Annotated in this window: 11 protein-coding genes and 1 pseudogene; 5 read left to right on the top strand and 7 right to left on the bottom strand. The window is 40.0% G+C overall.

The window, feature by feature from the left end; all coding sequences use genetic code 11:
• Positions 1-8 precede the first annotated feature (8 nt).
• A pseudogene (gene trkA, locus BEGALDRAFT_RS03665) lies at positions 9-1,385 on the top strand (Trk system potassium transporter TrkA); the annotation flags it as partial.
• A 230-nt stretch (positions 1,386-1,615) separates the two neighbouring features.
• Here the strand turns inward: trkA and BEGALDRAFT_RS03660 are convergent.
• The 6 genes from BEGALDRAFT_RS03660 to BEGALDRAFT_RS17825 form a co-directional block, all read right to left on the bottom strand.
• The gene (locus BEGALDRAFT_RS03660; RefSeq protein WP_002683756.1) at positions 1,616-2,770 is read right to left on the bottom strand and encodes a cation diffusion facilitator family transporter; all 1,155 of its coding nucleotides are present in this window, start codon (positions 2,768-2,770) and stop codon (positions 1,616-1,618) included.
• An 87-nt stretch (positions 2,771-2,857) separates the two neighbouring features.
• Complete coding sequence (gene ccmB, locus BEGALDRAFT_RS03655; RefSeq protein ID WP_002683755.1) at positions 2,858-3,535, bottom strand: heme exporter protein CcmB; 678 nt, start codon at positions 3,533-3,535, stop codon at positions 2,858-2,860.
• Positions 3,536-3,567: 32 nt separating this feature from the next.
• A complete protein-coding gene (locus tag BEGALDRAFT_RS17835; protein WP_002683754.1) occupies positions 3,568-5,349 on the bottom strand; it encodes an ATP-binding protein in 1,782 nt (593 codons plus the stop codon).
• Positions 5,350-5,468: 119 nt separating this feature from the next.
• The gene (locus tag BEGALDRAFT_RS17830) at positions 5,469-10,379 is read right to left on the bottom strand and encodes a response regulator (RefSeq protein WP_002683752.1); all 4,911 of its coding nucleotides are present in this window, start codon (positions 10,377-10,379) and stop codon (positions 5,469-5,471) included.
• Between the two features lie 3 nt (positions 10,380-10,382).
• Positions 10,383-10,943, bottom strand: a complete 561-nt coding sequence (locus BEGALDRAFT_RS03640) for a YfiR family protein (protein WP_002683751.1) — start codon at positions 10,941-10,943, stop codon at positions 10,383-10,385.
• Between the two features lie 260 nt (positions 10,944-11,203).
• Entirely contained in the window at positions 11,204-11,836 is a 633-nt protein-coding gene (locus BEGALDRAFT_RS17825) for a DUF4398 domain-containing protein (protein ID WP_002683746.1), read from the bottom strand.
• Positions 11,837-12,219: 383 nt separating this feature from the next.
• Between BEGALDRAFT_RS17825 and wrbA the strand changes: the two genes are divergently transcribed.
• The 4 genes from wrbA (at position 12,220) to BEGALDRAFT_RS03615 (ending at position 14,951) form a co-directional block, all read left to right on the top strand.
• Positions 12,220-12,819: an NAD(P)H:quinone oxidoreductase gene (gene wrbA / locus BEGALDRAFT_RS03630; RefSeq protein WP_040295191.1), complete on the top strand. Its 600-nt coding sequence runs from the start codon at positions 12,220-12,222 to the stop codon at positions 12,817-12,819.
• Between the two features lie 19 nt (positions 12,820-12,838).
• Positions 12,839-13,615, top strand: a complete 777-nt coding sequence (locus tag BEGALDRAFT_RS03625; protein WP_002683743.1) for a sulfite exporter TauE/SafE family protein — start codon at positions 12,839-12,841, stop codon at positions 13,613-13,615.
• Between the two features lie 46 nt (positions 13,616-13,661).
• A complete protein-coding gene (tsaE, locus tag BEGALDRAFT_RS03620) occupies positions 13,662-14,123 on the top strand; it encodes a tRNA (adenosine(37)-N6)-threonylcarbamoyltransferase complex ATPase subunit type 1 TsaE (RefSeq protein ID WP_002683741.1) in 462 nt (153 codons plus the stop codon).
• A 129-nt stretch (positions 14,124-14,252) separates the two neighbouring features.
• A complete protein-coding gene (locus tag BEGALDRAFT_RS03615) occupies positions 14,253-14,951 on the top strand; it encodes an OmpA family protein (protein ID WP_002683738.1) in 699 nt (232 codons plus the stop codon).
• Positions 14,952-15,055: 104 nt separating this feature from the next.
• On the opposite strand, the gene BEGALDRAFT_RS03610 is transcribed toward BEGALDRAFT_RS03615, so the two are convergent.
• Complete coding sequence (locus BEGALDRAFT_RS03610; protein ID WP_002683737.1) at positions 15,056-15,922, bottom strand: OmpA family protein; 867 nt, start codon at positions 15,920-15,922, stop codon at positions 15,056-15,058.
• Positions 15,923-15,940 lie beyond the last annotated feature (18 nt).

Here is a 15,940-nt window from a genome sequence, read left to right as displayed (position 1 = left end):
AAACAAAAACTATGAAAATCATTATTCTTGGGGCAGGACAAGTCGGCACTTCACTGGCGAACAACCTATCTGTCGAAGCCAATGACATTACCGTTGTTGACCAAAACGCAAGCCTTTTGCAAAACCTACAAGACCATTTAGACCTACGCACCGTACACGGACACGCCGCCCACCCCAGCGTTCTACTCAAAGCAGGTGCAGAAGATGCCGACATGCTCATTGCTGTTACCAATAGCGATGAAACCAACATGATAGCCTGTCAAATCGCCCACACCCTCTTTCACACCCCCACCAAAATTGCCCGTGTACGCGAAGCAGACTACATCAAACACAAAGACCTATTTGCCCCTGGTGCATTAGCCGTTGATGTACGCATTAGCCCAGAACAACTGGTAACACATTACATTCAACGCCTGATTGATTACCCTGACGCGCTCCAAGTCCTAGATTTCTCTGCGGGTAAAGTCCAACTGGTTGCTGTTAAAGCCTTCTATGGTGGTCCTTTAGTTGGGCAAGCCATTCGAGTATTAGAAGACTACATGCCCGATGTAGAAGCACGCATTGCCGCGATTTTCCGACGGGGTCGCGCCATACTTCCTGAAGGCGACACCATCATTGAAGCAGATGACGAAGTTTTTTTCTTAGCCGCAACCAAACACATTCGTAGCGTTATGGGCTGTTTACGCGAACTAGACCGACCCAGCAAACGCATCATGATTGCAGGCGGGGGCAACATCGGCACACGACTGGCAGCCGCCCTAGAAACCCGTTATCAAGTCAAGCTCATAGAACGCAACGCCACCCGCACCGAAGAAATATCCGAACTCCTGAATAATACGATAGTGCTACACGGTGAAGCGGCGGATGAAGACCTACTCCGTCAAGAAAATATCAGCGAAACCGACATTTTCTGCGCCGTGACCAATGACGACCAAATTAACATCCTTTCCGCCATGCTCGCCAAAAGCATGGGGGCACGCAAAGTAATGGCACTTATCAACCGTGCTGCCTATGTTGACCTTGTACAAAGTAGCACAATAGATATTGCAATCTCCCCACAACAAGCCACTATCGGCACACTACTTGCCCATGTCCGCCGTGGCGATGTTGTCGTTGTCCACTCTCTCCGACGCGGTGCTGCTGAAGCCATTGAAGCCATTGCCCACGGTGACGCAAAAGCCTCAAAAGTCGTTGGCAGACGTATAGACCAAATAAAACTCCCCCCCGGCACAACGATTGGCGCAATTGTTCGTGGTGAACAAGTCATCATGGCACATCATGACACTGTTATAGAAGCAGAAGACCATGTCATCTTATTTTTAATGGACAAAAAACGGATTGATGCTGTAGAACGATTGTTTCAGGTAGGTATTACCTTTTTATAAATCTATCAAACCTGAGTTCGGCAATATTTATAAAATAAAACAAAGACCTGCTAGGTTTTCAAAACCTAGCAGGTCTGTCGGAACACGCGAAAAGGGTTGACCAGACAAGATTAAAACATTGTCTGAATCAGGATTTTCAGAATTAACAGGATTAGCAGGATTTAAAACCCTCAAACCCAAAAGTCAGGTGAATCACGCTTTTTAATCCTGCTAATCCTGATTCAGACAAGTTAATGAAAATAAACCCGTATTTTGCGGATATAAGGTTCAGCTTCAGCTAAGTCGTCGAACTGTTGTGCTAAATGTTGCGCGTCTTGAATATCTTTTGCGACATGAAAGGGCAAATATACATCAACGTTTATGCGGTTAGATAAATAATGCAAGGTCATTTGTTGGATGGCTTTAGAACATTCAATCGATTGCCAACAGTGTTGTAAACGGTCAATAACTTCTTGGCGTAGGGGTAAATGAATATCGGGATGGCGAACAAAATCGTTTTCTGCATCAATATGTACAGTGACATCCGTAACTTCAGCAATGTTATCCATTAATTTTTGACGCACGACTTCCCCAATTTGATGCCCTTCTGACACGCTAATCATTGGATTAACAAGCACATGGACATCAATCAATGCATTTGCGCCCATTTGGCGTGTTCGTAATTCATGCAGGGTACGTACACCATCGACAGTTTTAATCATTGCCTTGATTTGTGCTAATTTACTTTTTTCTAAGCCCGTATCGACCAGTTCTTCAATGCCTCCCCATCCCAATAACCAACCAATATGCATAATCATGATGCTTACCCCAATTGCAGCCAGTGCATCCGCTGCATTCAGGTGAAAAAATAAACTGCCTAAAATACCAATGAAAACAATAACAGATGAAATTGCATCACTCCGATGATGCCAAGCATTTGCCAGTAACATTTTAGAATTAACTTTTTTTGCAATATAAACAGTGTAGTGATACAAGCCTTCTTTGCTTAGAATCGTGATGAGTGCAATTCCTAATGTCAGCGTATTTGGTTGCAATAATAATTGAGGGCTGAGTAAACGGCGTAATCCATCTGCAAAAATGCCAATGCCTACAAGGATTAATAACATGCCAATGATAACCGTTGCTAATGTTTCAAAACGAGCATGTCCATAAGGATGTTTTTCATCCGCAGCTTGTCCGCTGTATTTCGCTGCAACTAAGACAACAAAGTCGCTGAGTAAATCGGAAAGCGTGTGCAATCCATCTGCAATCAATGCTTGAGAATGTCCCACCCAACCAATAAATAGTTGTAGTAGGGTTAAGCATAAATTACAGCCAACACCAACCCATGTAACACGGCGAATTGCTTGATAACGTGGGTCATCAGTAGGTGTATTTATCGTCATAGATACGTTGTGAAACTTGCATGAGGTGAATTGTTTAAGGCTTACATGTCAGTGTAACGTGATAAATTTAAGTCATTATGACGTGCATTAACTTAAACTAATCCGTAAAGCGGCAGCCGTTGCAAATGGTGAGAGGGTTAGGGCTAATGAGAGTAATGCGCCTAAAAAATAAAGTTGTCCCGCAACGGGTAAACCACTGCTAGCCGCATTCACCGCACTTGCCGCAAAAATGAGTACAGGAATAAATAACGGTAATACCAGTAATGACAGTAATAATCCGCCACGCCGTAAACCTACCGTGAGCGCAACCCCAATGCCCCCGACAAGGCTTAAAATAGGTGTGCCGAGTAAAAGCGTTAATAATAAAATACTTATCGCTTCTGCTGGTAAAAACATGAATATTCCCAGTAAAGGCGAGACTAACAGTAATGGCAATCCTGTCACTAGCCAATGTGCTAAGGTTTTCGCAAGAACGAGCAACGGTAAGGGATGCGCACACAAGGCAATTTGTTCTAAACTGCCATCGTCAAAATCTGAACGAAATAAATTATCTAAAGAAAGCATTGCCGCCAGTAATGCAGCAACCCAAATTACCCCAGGTGCAATTTGTTGCAACATTTTCGGGTCAGGTGAGACTCCTAGCGGAAATAGACTGACAACGATAAGAAAAAATAACAGTGGGTTAATTAACTCCGCTCGATGCCGATAAGCCAGCATTAAATCACGTTTTAATAGCACACGAAAAACAGTTAGTTCACTAGACATTGGATATAAAAAGGCAGGTTTTTAAAGGAAATTTAGAGCCAGTTGCCCATAGAATCGGTCATGACGATTTTTATCCATGGATTGACTTGGTTTTGTTGTGTGGTGAAAGAGGCTTGCCAGCGATTAATTGCCGCTAATAAATCCACAGGGCGTACAGGTTTCGCAATATAATCATTCATCCCAGCCGCTAAACATTTTTCGCGATCACCTCGTAGCGCGTGCGCAGTCATTGCAACGATATAAGGGCGTTGGGTTGCTGGCCATGCTTCATGAATGCGTCGTGTTGCTTCAATACCATCCATTTCAGGCATTTGAATATCCATAAAGACAATATCATAAACGTGACGATTAACGGCTTCTATCGCTTCTTGCCCATCATTAGCTAAATCTACCTCATAGCCCATACTGTTAAACAACAAGGCGGCCACTCTACGACTGGTTTCATTGTCTTCTACCACTAAAATTCGCAAAGGAGGGGGTGTTTCTATATGTATGTTCTGTATTTCTTGATTCACTTGCGGCGGTAATGCCAAGTTAATAGTAAAATAGAAGCTAGAGCCTTGATTAACTTGACTTTCAACCCAGATAGTCCCACCCATCAATTGACATAATTGTTGACAGATTGCTAAACCTAAACCAGTTCCACCATAACGGCGCGTGACGGACGCATCTAGCTGGCTAAAAGATTTAAATAAACTGTCTAACTGTTCGATAGGAATTCCAACCCCTGTATCTTTGACCGTACAGAATAATTCAATTTTTTCTGCACTGATGATATGTCGGGTAATTGTCAGGATAATATCGCCTTTTTCTGTAAATTTGACGGCATTATCTAACAAATGATTTAACACTTGCTGAAAGCGAATCATATCGCCAACAACAGTCGTCGGGACATTGCGGTCTAACATAAGGGTTAATTGAATTCCTTTTGTTAACGCTTTTGGCGCAATTCGACGTAAGGTTTTTTCAACCACAGGACGTAATTCGAAGACTTCTTCCTCTAATGTTAATTGTCCAGTGTCTATTTTAGAAAAATCGAGAATATTATCGATTAACTGTAGGAATTCTTGACTACTCCGTTGAATAGTTTCTATTAATTCTGATTGGGTTTCACTTAAAGTCGTTTTATGCAATAAATGTGTTGCACCAACAACGGCATTTAAAGGAGTACGGATTTCATGGCTAATATTGGTTAAAAAATTCGTTTTTGCTTGATTAGCGGCTTCGGCTGTTTCTGTCACCCAATTAAACTGTTTTTGTAAATTTTGCAGATAACGCCCAATTAAAATACTTAAAATCAATAACAGCACTAATACAGCAAAGACAGCCCCATAACTTACCCAGAAAAACCATTGAGCATGGCTATATTGACGATTAACAGTATCGATATTTTGTTTACCAATACTCATTAATTGCATTAATAATGCTTGTAATTGTGTTTCTAATGGAAAAATATTTTCTGATAAAAATCGTTGATTATCAAAAGGTAAATCAGTGAGTAGTGTGTCTAAGAATTGACGATATTGAATAATAACTCGCTCATTCAGCGTAATTGCCTCTTCTAATATTTTTGCTTGTTCACTTGAAGATGTAAATAAACTGCTTAATTGTTGTTGCTTATCTAAGATATTTTCTTGTTTTTGCTTAAGTTCATGGTAAAGCGTTTGTCGAATAATAGGACCTGTTAATAAGGCTATTTTTTGTAAGTGAATTAAACGAAGATGTGTATTGTGAACTAAGTCATATAAAATTTCTTGTTGTAATACATACTGAAAAATGCTTTGTTGTGAATCCTCCTTAATTTTTTGTAACATAAAAATGCTACCTACAACTAGCAACAAACATAAAATAAGTATGCTTAATATAGTTTTTTGCGTGAGAGTTAGATTTATGCTTGGATTTTGTGAAGGATTTGTTTTTAACATAGCGATTATTAGGCAGAAGGACACATAATGCGATAAATTTGTTGTAAAGAAGATTTACCTTTTAATTGTACAGGAGCGAGTGGGTCTATTGGATAGGTAAATGATATTTCTTTAATCATTTGATAGACACTCGCTGACAAAATAATTTCTCCACGTTCTGCTAAATTGACTAAACGTGAGGCAACATTCACAGTATCTCCAATAACTGTATAATTCATATAGTTAGGCGAGCCTACATTGCCGACAATCACTTCTCCCTTATTAACACCTATTCCTAAACCAACATCTACTTGATACTCCGTTTGCCAAGTCTGTCGTAAGGTGATAAATGCGAATTGCATATCAATTGCGGCTTGAATTGCGCGTAAAGCGGCATCCTCTTGGGGAAATGGCACACCAAAACCAATAAGTAAACAATCCCCTGCCATGTTGAAAATCGTACCATCATACTGATAGCCAATTTCTGTCAACATCGTAAAAAACTCATTCAATAAATCAACCACTTCAACAGGTTGTAAAAACTCTGACATGGTTGTAAAACCCCGTAAATCAGCAAACATAATGACCCCATTTAGCCGATTTTTTTGATTGGCTAAGACAATTTCAGCTTTTTGAGGGGTAGCTAAAATTTCATCGACTAATTTTGGGGAAACATAGCGTTTAAAAACATTTTTTAATTGAGACTTTTGTGCTTCTTCTAATTGTTGGCGAACACATTGATAACGCAATAGGGAGCGAATCCGCGCAATTAATTCTTCACGGTTAATCGGTTTAGAAATGAACTCATCCGCGCCTGCCTGAATCCCTTTAATGCGCTCCGTGCGTCCTTCTAACGCAGTGAGTAAAACAACGGGGGTTAAAATGCTTTCATGACGGGCTTTAATCTGACGACAGACTTCAAAGCCGTCCATTTCAGGCATCATGACATCAGATAAAACAAGATTGGGGACTTGATTAATAACCAGTTCTAAGGCTTCTTGTCCTGTGCTGGCGACTAGAACGTTATAACCCTCTTCGCGCAAGTAAGCACTAACTAATAGGGAATCATAGGGTTGGTCATCAACTACGAGAATTTTAACATTGGCGGGAATGGGATTTACAATCGTAAATCCCTCATTTTCTTCTTTAACAGTCGCTAGTAATGACTTTTTTTTTAATTCTGTCGTGATAGAAGGGTGTTTAATTTGATTTAACGCATTTTTAACTTGTTGATATTCTTCTGTTAGTAATGAGAATATCTGCGATAAACTATTAATTTTGTAATTTCTAGCAGATTGTTCTAATTGCTGACTTAATAGGCTTAATCGTGATAAACCAATATTGACACTATTTACTTTGAAAGTATGATTTAACTTAATGATTTTCCCAGTATCTTGTTGCAAGACAGCTTGTTGCAAGGCTTGCATTGCTTGTTCTGATTCTTGCAGATAGCTGCTTATAAATTCGTTAAATAGTACAGCATCCTCTTCGCCTGTAATCGTTAATAGTGCTTCTTTAACATTTTTAATCAGTTGTTCAACCGTTGTAGGAACTTCTTCGGATACTCTTACAACATCATCAACTGTTTGTAAGTTATTGACATTAGCAGAAGGAGTTATGGGCAAAAAAAAACGTTCTAGTACAAGTTTAACCTGTTGATATTCAGCTACTAGATTTGCCACTTTTTCGCTAAGAGCTTGTGTTTCTGCTTGGCGGGCATGTGCTTCGATTTGACGACACCATTCAGAAAGCTCGATAGCCCCTAAACTGGCACTGCTGGATTTTAAACTATGACTTGCACGTTCAACGATATTTAAATCTTGTTTTTCTGGATAAGTTTGAATATTTTCAACAAGTAGCTGACTATCACGTAAATAGGTTTCAACCAACTCTAACAGTAACGCACGTTCATCGCCTACTAATTGGGTTAAAGACTCATGAATTTGATTTTCTAAACTTTCTAAGTCCGTGACTGCTACCGTTGTTGAACTGGCAACTGCGTTTGTGTTTTCCTCAGACAATGTAGGTAAAGTGCTGGGTTCAAGTCCTAACAATCTTTCTAAGGCTTGTTTAACATAAGCAAATTCACGAATAACCCGTTGCGTTTTTACAACGATGTCCGTGCTATCTCCTTGACGAGATTGATGTTCTACTTCTTTACAATGTTCGGCAAGCTCTGTTGCCCCTAAACTGGCACTGCTGGATTTTAAACTATGCGTTACTTGGGCTAATAGTGGTAAATCAATAGCGTGAGGATTTGCAATTGCGGTAATCAACTGTGCAATTAAACCCTCACTCCCCTCTAAATAAGTCGTCATGAGTTCCTGCGCTAATTCAGGTTCATCATCACCGATTAAAGCAGATAACGCTGCCTGCAATTGCTCTGTCAGCACGATTAATTGAGTATTATCAGTCATTATTGTTGATGTCGTTATCGTATTTTGAATATCTACATGTGGTAGTGCTTGTTCTGGTTGTGCCACTACCGTAGTAACGGTTGGTAATGTTTCAGTTTGTGGCTTACCTGTCAATCCACTTTCTATTTTTTTCAATCGTGATGGGCAATGCCACAAAGCAGTCATTAATTCCTCACGGCGCACAGGTTTTGTAATGTAATCATCCATGCCTGCAGCTAAACATTTTTCCCGATATCCCTGCAAAGCATGGGCGGTCATTGCAATAATGTAAGGATTATGGGTTGTAAAATACTGCCAACGTTCACGAATCTGTTGTGTTGCCTCAAATCCGTCCATTTCTGGCATCTGTACATCCATTAAAATAACATCATACATTTGTCTGGCAACAGCTTCTACCGCTTCTTTACCATTGCTGGCAATATCTGCTGAATACCCTAAACGATGTAAGAGGTGTATTGCAACTTTTTGATTTGTTAAATTATCCTCTGCCAATAAAATCCGTAATGGATGTTTTTTCGCCATATTTTGATCAGTGACTGTGATGTGATTGACTTCATCGGCACTGACGGCTTTAGGATTAAAGATTGATTTTACAACAGTTAGTAAATGTTTTGCTTTAACAGGTTTGGTTAAATAGGCAGAGAATAGATGTGGGCTAATATCTGCATGGTGTCGCCCTAAAGAGGTCAACATAATAATGGGTAACGTTTCTATGCTGTATAATTTACGGATTTCGTACGCCAGTGTAATACCATCCATTTCAGGCATTTGCATATCTAGGATTAATAAGTCAAATTTTGTAGGTTGTGCTAAACGTGCAAGTGCTTCTTTGCCTGAAAAAGCCTCTTCAACCACCATTCCCCATTGTTGTGCTTGCAGTTTTAAAATCCGCAAATTCGTGGCATTGTCGTCAATAATCAGCAAGCGTTTACCTTCTAACTCAACGGAAACGTCGCTAACATTTTGTATATTTGGATTTTCTCCGACTTGTGCTGTAATGGTAAAGTGAAATGTTGAGCCTTTGCCTAATTCGCTGTCTATCCAAATCCGCCCTTTCATCAATTCGCATAAGTGTTTAGAAATTGCTAATCCTAACCCAGAGCCACCATATTTACGGGTCATGGAGGCATCAACTTGACTAAATGATTGAAAAAGCCGGTTAATTCTATCTGGTGGAATACCAATGCCTGTATCTTTCACGGCAAAATATAATTCGATTTGTTTTTCTTCTAATAGGGGTTGTGCGGAAATCATCACAACGACTTCCCCTTTTTCTGTGAATTTCACGGCGTTTGTCAATAAATTCACTAAAATCTGTCGTAATCGTGTAACGTCGCCACATAAATATTCAGGAACACGTTGCATTTCATGATCAAAGAACGCAGTTAATTCTAAATTCTTTTCTGCTGCTCGTGGTGCGACTAAATCTAATGCAGACTCGACACATTCCCGTAAATCAAATAAATTTTCTTCTAACTCTAATTTTCCTGCATCGATTTTAGAAAAATCAAGAATATCATTAATTAAGCATAATAATGTATCGCTACTTGTCCGTATGGTTTCTACAAAATCACGTTGTTGTTGGTTTAAATGGGTTTCGCGCAACAATCCAGCCATACCAATCACGGCGTTCATTGGGGTACGAATTTCGTGGCTCATATTGGCTAAAAATTCGCTTTTTGTTTGGCTTGCGGCTTCTGCGGCTTCTTTGGCTTCCTGCAAATCTTGTATGGTTTTTTCTAAGGCTTGATTTGTGAAGGATAGTTCAGCCGTGCGTAACGATACTTGTTCTTCTAAATGTTCACGGTGTTTTGCCAGCATTTGGTCGCGTTTTTGAATTTGCGACAACATGTTATTAAAACCTTTAACCAGTAATCCTAATTCATCATTGCCATAAGAACGCGCTCTAATTCCATAATCTCCTTGTTTTCCAATCAGTCGCGCAGTTTCCACGAGGTGTAATATAGGGCGGGAAATCAGTGGTTGTAAAAACATGGAAACCCCAAACGCAAGCGCAATGCAAACTAGTAAAATAGCTAGAATAATAAATACATATTCGCTCAGTAAACTATTAATTCGCCCTAAATCAGATTGAATATACACAGAACCAATCGGTTTATTTTTAAAAATAATTTGTTCAAAAATATCTAAATGATCTGATTGAAATCGATAGTGTGGGTCTTCGCGTGGTGGTGGCGTAAATGAAATAGATTCATCACGTTGATATACTGCAAATACAGAGCCTTGTTCATCATAAATAACGGCTGCGGTGACATTGGGTTCAAAGCTAAGAGAGGCAAGCGATTCTTTTGCTGCTTCTGGTGCAAGAAAGGTTAAGGGCGCGGTGCTATTTGCGCCTAATACTTTGGCTAAAACGGTGTAATCACGAATCATTGCTGCTCGTAAAGAATTCACTTCGTTTACGGCAAAGAATGTTGAGGCAACGAGTAAGGCGACGATGTTTGTTAACATCGTGATAAATATTAATTTATAACGGATGGAGAAGTTAGCAAATGCTCTCATGCTCTAATCCTGTACAGGACGAACGATTTTAGACAGTCTCAATAAATTAGCATCCGCTTTTATGCCTACTTGCTCTAATTTATTGGGATTAATGGCTAATCGGATTTTATTATCAACGGTAAATAGTTCTATCATGCCACCTTCTAAAGCAAAATTAGGAATATCACTCACCGTTAAAACAGCGTATGAACTTAATCTATTGAGTAAATTTTTTAATTGGTATTGTGCAGATTGACTAATAAATACAATATGACAGTTAGATAAGTCATTTATATCAGATAAGCGAACCGCAATAATTTTTCTACCTTTTGCATTTTGATTTTCTAAGACGTTATCAAGGATTAATTCAAAAGGGTCTAAACCGAAAATACAGATTCGAAAGGCCTGTTGATTGCTTGTAAATGCTGAACTAGGCCATGTCACAAAATTAGCAAAATTATATAAAAAAGCGGCTTTTACTTGATATTCTGCGGCAACAGGCGGATTTGCGAATGTCGCAGCAGAAAAATGGCATCCGAGTAACAGGAGTAAAAACCGTAGTTGGAATGATAACTTTGAAACCACGACATTTCTCAGTAGGAGTAGGAGCTGACATGTTACTAGTTATTCTCACCACAGGCTCATGCAGGGGTGAGTCTATTCTGAACACTGCCCAAAACTTGCTATATTTTGCCTTACTTCGTCAAAAATACGGTAAGAATATATCAATAGTGTTGCTACATCTGGAATCAGCAAGTTAATTCGGTGTGTTATACGTATTGTATAACATTTGATGGCAGGTCATTAGCTATACCTTAAGCAAAATTTAGGCATATGCCAAGACCTTAGGGGATAATTGCTTGTAGGCGGTTATGAAGATTTCTAATTAAGTTTATCGCTTCTTCCCCTCGTTCTGCTTGATAAGCCAATTCAGCAGCTTGAAAAGTTGCTAATTGATTAGTATTTAAATGAGACTGATTATTGCGCACGGTTTCTAATAAAATGTGGGCTTGTTCTAAGTAAAATTGGTTTAAATAATCACGTCCTTCACGAAAAAATATTTCAACTAATGACAGTGATTCTTCAATTGAACCTTCTTCAGCACTGCTTTTTGCCTTTTGTAAAATAATAGCGATATACGCAGGCTGTAAGCCTAAATTAACCAACCGCTCCCACATTTCTCCCGCTCTGTCTAATGCGATGGTAACATTATGTGCGCCAACCGCTTGCTCTTTTGCTCGTACGGCTGCATAGCGTGCTTGTCCCATATGCCCTTGTTCTAAGTTTTGTTCGGCTTCTAATAAACTTTCCTTTGCTGCCTCAAGTTTTGAGGTTGCATAACGTTCTGCTTGCACATCTTCAGCGGCTTTTAACGCTTGGCGAGCATCGCTCATTTCTTGAATAGGGACACTCGCACAACCACCTATAGTCAACAATAAGCACAATACAGTACCAAAGGACTGCGGTACAGTTCGCATGAATGAACTCCACTGGTTAGGAAAGAAGAATATAATAATTTATTCCCTGTTTATTTGAAAATTTAGCTTAATAAGCTGATATTTTCAGGGAAAATGCTAAATAACTAATTAAAAATATTGAAAAGAAGTTAAAGATAACTATAAGTGTTTTTTGGCTAAAATTATTACCAGTGTATAATTGACTGTCAAGAAAACTACGCATTAAATGAAAAAAGCGCGAAATTGCCCTGAAATGTAAAATATCTTCTTTTCAAAAGTTGGGGAATATACGACAGCCATATGTGATATATGCCACGCTGTTGGTTTTTTGCTACGATACCAGCAATTTGCAATTTCATCTTTTCATCTCATTTATTAACCCAGATAAACAAGTAAAATTTATGATGTTAGAAATTCTCGTTTTGTATTACAGTCGTCATGGACATGTGGCACAAATGGCACAAAAGATTGCACGTGGCATTGAATCTGTTGACAATTGCCAAGCAAAATTACGCACCGTCCCCCCTGTTTCCCCCGTGTGTGACGCGACAGAGCCTGCTATTCCTGATAAAGGTGCGCCTTACGTTACGTTAGAAGATTTACAAAACTGTGATGGTTTGGCGTTAGGCAGTCCTTGCCATTTTGGCAATATGGCAGCCCCCGTGAAATATTTTCTTGATCAAACCAGCCGTTTATGGTTGGCTGGCTCATTGGTTGGTAAACCAGCTTGTGTTTTTACAGCGTCTAGTAGTTTGCATGGCGGGCAAGAAACCACTTTATTGTCTATGTTGCCTCCCTTGTTGCACCACGGCATGTTAATTGTGGGAATCCCTTATACAGAAACTGATTTGAGCAATACGCGCAGTGGTGGAACACCTTACGGGGCGAGTCATTTTGCGGGGGGAAATTCGCAGGCAATATTAAGCGATGAAGAACAGCGTTTATGTCGTGCATTAGGAAAACGCTTAGCGGAAACAGCGAAACGTTTAAAACAATCCTTATAAAATAATTGCTAATAATTTTATGGAAATTAGTTTATTCAACAGCCTATTACTGATTAGCATGGCGTTATTTGCGGGTGCGTTAAACAGTATTGCAGGTGGCGGCACATTCTTTACATTCCCTGTCCTGCTTGCGATAGGTGTACCCCCAATTACCGCAAATGCAAGTAATACCGTTGCACTTTGCCCTGCAAGCATTGCGGGAGCTTGGGCATATCGTCAAGAATTGCGCCCCTTAAAAAATCGGTTACTCTCATTAAGTCTTATAGCATTCATTGGCGGGGGTTTGGGCGGGATATTACTGTTATATATTGAAGAACGTCTCTTTACCTATTTGATTCCTTACCTTATTTTACTTGCAACTTTACTATTTGCATTCAGTGATCAGATAAAAAAATATGTTCGTCACACACAAACACATCAACCCGCAAGTTTACAACGGCGTGTATTAGAGACACTCGTAAAATTGTTTACTGCCATCTATGGCGGTTTTTTTGGTGCGGGTTTAGGGATTATGCTTTTAGGGGCGTTAGCGATTAGCCATCAGGAAGAGTTGCATACCCTGAATGCCTTAAAAAATATTCTTTCTGCCATCATCTATAGCGTTGCAGTCATTACCTTTACGCTTGCAGGCGCAGTGAGTTGGTCACATACCCTGATAATGATGTTAGGCACAATTGTTGGGGGATATTTTGGGGTAAGCCTTGCCCGTTGTTTACCACCACACCAGCTTAAACGCTTCATTGTCACCGTAGGTACAGGATTAACGCTTTACTACTTTATCCGCTCAATGCAATGATGAAAAGACTAACATTGCTATCTTGCAAGATTTAGAGTCAACACGCATGGTTATTACACAACACATATCCACGCCCGAGATAATGGAAGCATGGGGAAAACAGATAGCTTTACACTGTCCTAACCGTTTACATATCCATCTCATTGGCGAACTGGGTGCGGGTAAAACAACATTAATGCGTGGTTTTATCACCGCATTAGGACATCAAGGTATCGTCAAAAGTCCTACTTATACCCTTGTTGAACCCTATCATTTACCTGAACATCAAGTTTATCACTTTGATTTATACCGTTTAGCAGACCCTGAAGAACTAGAATTTATGGGAATACATGACTACCTTGCAGAAACCGCTATTTGCGTTTTTGAATGGGCAGAGCGTGGCGGTGACGTGCTAGGGATACCCGACTTGGTCATAGAATTGCATTATCAGACCATAAGTAGCCGTCAATTGAAAATAACGGCAAAAACGCCCTTAGGAATGAAGGTTATAGCTATGTTGATGCCATAAAAATAAAGCAACAGGCTATAACGCTATGTTAACCATTTTATCAATGGATAATGCATCATCATTCAGTAAAACGAGTAAAACCCATTACAATAACGGTTTCACTCTCTACATTTATCACTTGAGGTTTTTATGAAACTGACAAAAATTGTCACAGTAACACTAATTTCTGCATTTATTCTGTCTGGATGCGGTGCTAGCACACAAACCAAAAATGTTGGTGTCGGGGCAGGGGTTGGTGCAGTTGCTGGAGGCGTACTTGGCGGTGTGATTGGACACCAATCAGGAAATAAGAAAGAAGGCGCGATTATCGGTGCAGTTGCAGGAACAATGCTAGGCGCGTTTATTGGGCAACGCATGAGTCAACAAACAGAAGAACTGGAAAAAGTGCCTGGTGTTGAAAACGTCAATTATGACCAAGAACAACAAAAAATCGAAGCCCGCATGAAAATCCTATTTGATTGGGATAAATCTGAGATTAAACCCAGCGAAGCCATCAAATTGGACGAGTTAGCCCAAGTGTTTTCTAAATATCCTGAAAACGTCGTGAGTATTGAAGGTCATACCGATAGCGATGGCACTGACGAATATAATAAAGCTCTCTCTGACCGTCGCGCTTCTTCCGTAGAATTATACCTACGTAGAAAAAATCTCGGTATTTCTAGCTTAAGCTCAGTTGGTTACGGTGAATCAATGCCGATTGCCTCTAATTCAACCGCCGCAGGTAAAGCACAAAATCGTCGCGTAGAAATCAAAATTACGGTTGACCAAAACCGTGCGGCACAATTACAACAGCAATCTCAAGGGCAAGGCACACAACAACTGAAATAATTCTGCCACTGTCCCATCAAGAAAATTAAAAACCCGTTACAACAAATATTGTAACGGGTTTTTATTTAACCTGAGTTTTGCCAGATTTAAAAACTATAGTAAAGTTAGCGTAATACTTCACCTGCATTTAAAATGGTGATTTCAACGCGACGATTTTGTTGGCGACCTGTTGCAGTGTCATTGCTGGCGACAGGGCGAGTTTTACCAAAACCACGAGCTAAAATCCGATTAGAGGCAACCCCGCGTTGTATGAGGGCAAAACGGACAGAATCCGCACGGCGTTCAGATAAGGTTAAGTTGTATTGGTCACTACCGACGCTGTCTGTGTGTCCTTCAACTAATATATTTCTGTCTGTATTTTGTTGTAAAAATACAGCAATTTTGTCGATATTGCTTAAACCACCTGCCATTAATTCCGCTTTGTTGGTTTCAAATAGCACATCGCCTAAGGTTAATACTAAGCCTTTATCGGTTTGTTTACCTTGTAATTCAGATAATTGTGCTTGTAATGCCTTGGTTCTTTCCATTTCAGCTTCTAAGCGTTTTTTAGCGGCTTCGGCTTCTTGGGCTTTCGCTTCGGCGGCTAAACGGGCTTTTTCGGCTTCTTTTTCGCGGGAGGAGATAACAACGTCACTCTTCGCGCCTGATAGTTTGTCGACTTCAGCTTTTGCAACTTTTGCTTCGCCAAGGGCTAAAGCAATTTCAGATTGGCGTTTTGCTAAGTATGCCAGTTGCTTCATATCGGTTGCATTGTCGGCACTCTCTGCTTTTTGTAGTGCTTTTTCAGCATCATACAATTCTAATTGTGCTAATTTTGCAACATCGCTGTTACCTTTTGCTTGCATGTAGGCACTACGGGCATCCGCAAGAATGCTGTCTTTTTCTGCAACGCCACCACAACCCGCAAGGGCTAACATCACCGCACCAACAAGGGGTTTTACCAATAGCGTAGAACGATTGATTTTTAGCATGAGTATTCTCCTAATCTG

The sequence above is a fragment of the Beggiatoa alba B18LD genome (assembly GCF_000245015.1).
In the GTDB taxonomy this organism is placed as follows: Bacteria; Pseudomonadota; Gammaproteobacteria; order Beggiatoales; family Beggiatoaceae; genus Beggiatoa; species Beggiatoa alba.
Note: the sequence above shows the minus strand (reverse complement) of the source record. Positions and strands in the feature narration are given on the sequence as shown.

Excerpts from the sequence above, each read along its gene's own strand:
- BEGALDRAFT_RS03660 (WP_002683756.1), bottom strand. The coding sequence starts at position 2,770 with ATGACGATAAATACACCTACTGATGACCCACGTTATCAAGCAATTCGC.
- ccmB (WP_002683755.1), bottom strand. The coding sequence starts at position 3,535 with ATGTCTAGTGAACTAACTGTTTTTCGTGTGCTATTAAAACGTGATTTA.
- BEGALDRAFT_RS17835 (WP_002683754.1), bottom strand. The coding sequence starts at position 5,349 with ATGTTACAAAAAATTAAGGAGGATTCACAACAAAGCATTTTTCAGTAT.
- BEGALDRAFT_RS17830 (WP_002683752.1), bottom strand. The coding sequence starts at position 10,379 with ATGAGAGCATTTGCTAACTTCTCCATCCGTTATAAATTAATATTTATC.
- BEGALDRAFT_RS17825 (WP_002683746.1), bottom strand. The coding sequence starts at position 11,836 with ATGCGAACTGTACCGCAGTCCTTTGGTACTGTATTGTGCTTATTGTTG.
- wrbA (WP_040295191.1), top strand. The coding sequence starts at position 12,220 with ATGTTAGAAATTCTCGTTTTGTATTACAGTCGTCATGGACATGTGGCA.
- BEGALDRAFT_RS03625 (WP_002683743.1), top strand. The coding sequence starts at position 12,839 with ATGGAAATTAGTTTATTCAACAGCCTATTACTGATTAGCATGGCGTTA.
- tsaE (WP_002683741.1), top strand. The coding sequence starts at position 13,662 with ATGGTTATTACACAACACATATCCACGCCCGAGATAATGGAAGCATGG.
- BEGALDRAFT_RS03615 (WP_002683738.1), top strand. The coding sequence starts at position 14,253 with ATGAAACTGACAAAAATTGTCACAGTAACACTAATTTCTGCATTTATT.
- BEGALDRAFT_RS03610 (WP_002683737.1), bottom strand. The coding sequence starts at position 15,922 with ATGCTAAAAATCAATCGTTCTACGCTATTGGTAAAACCCCTTGTTGGT.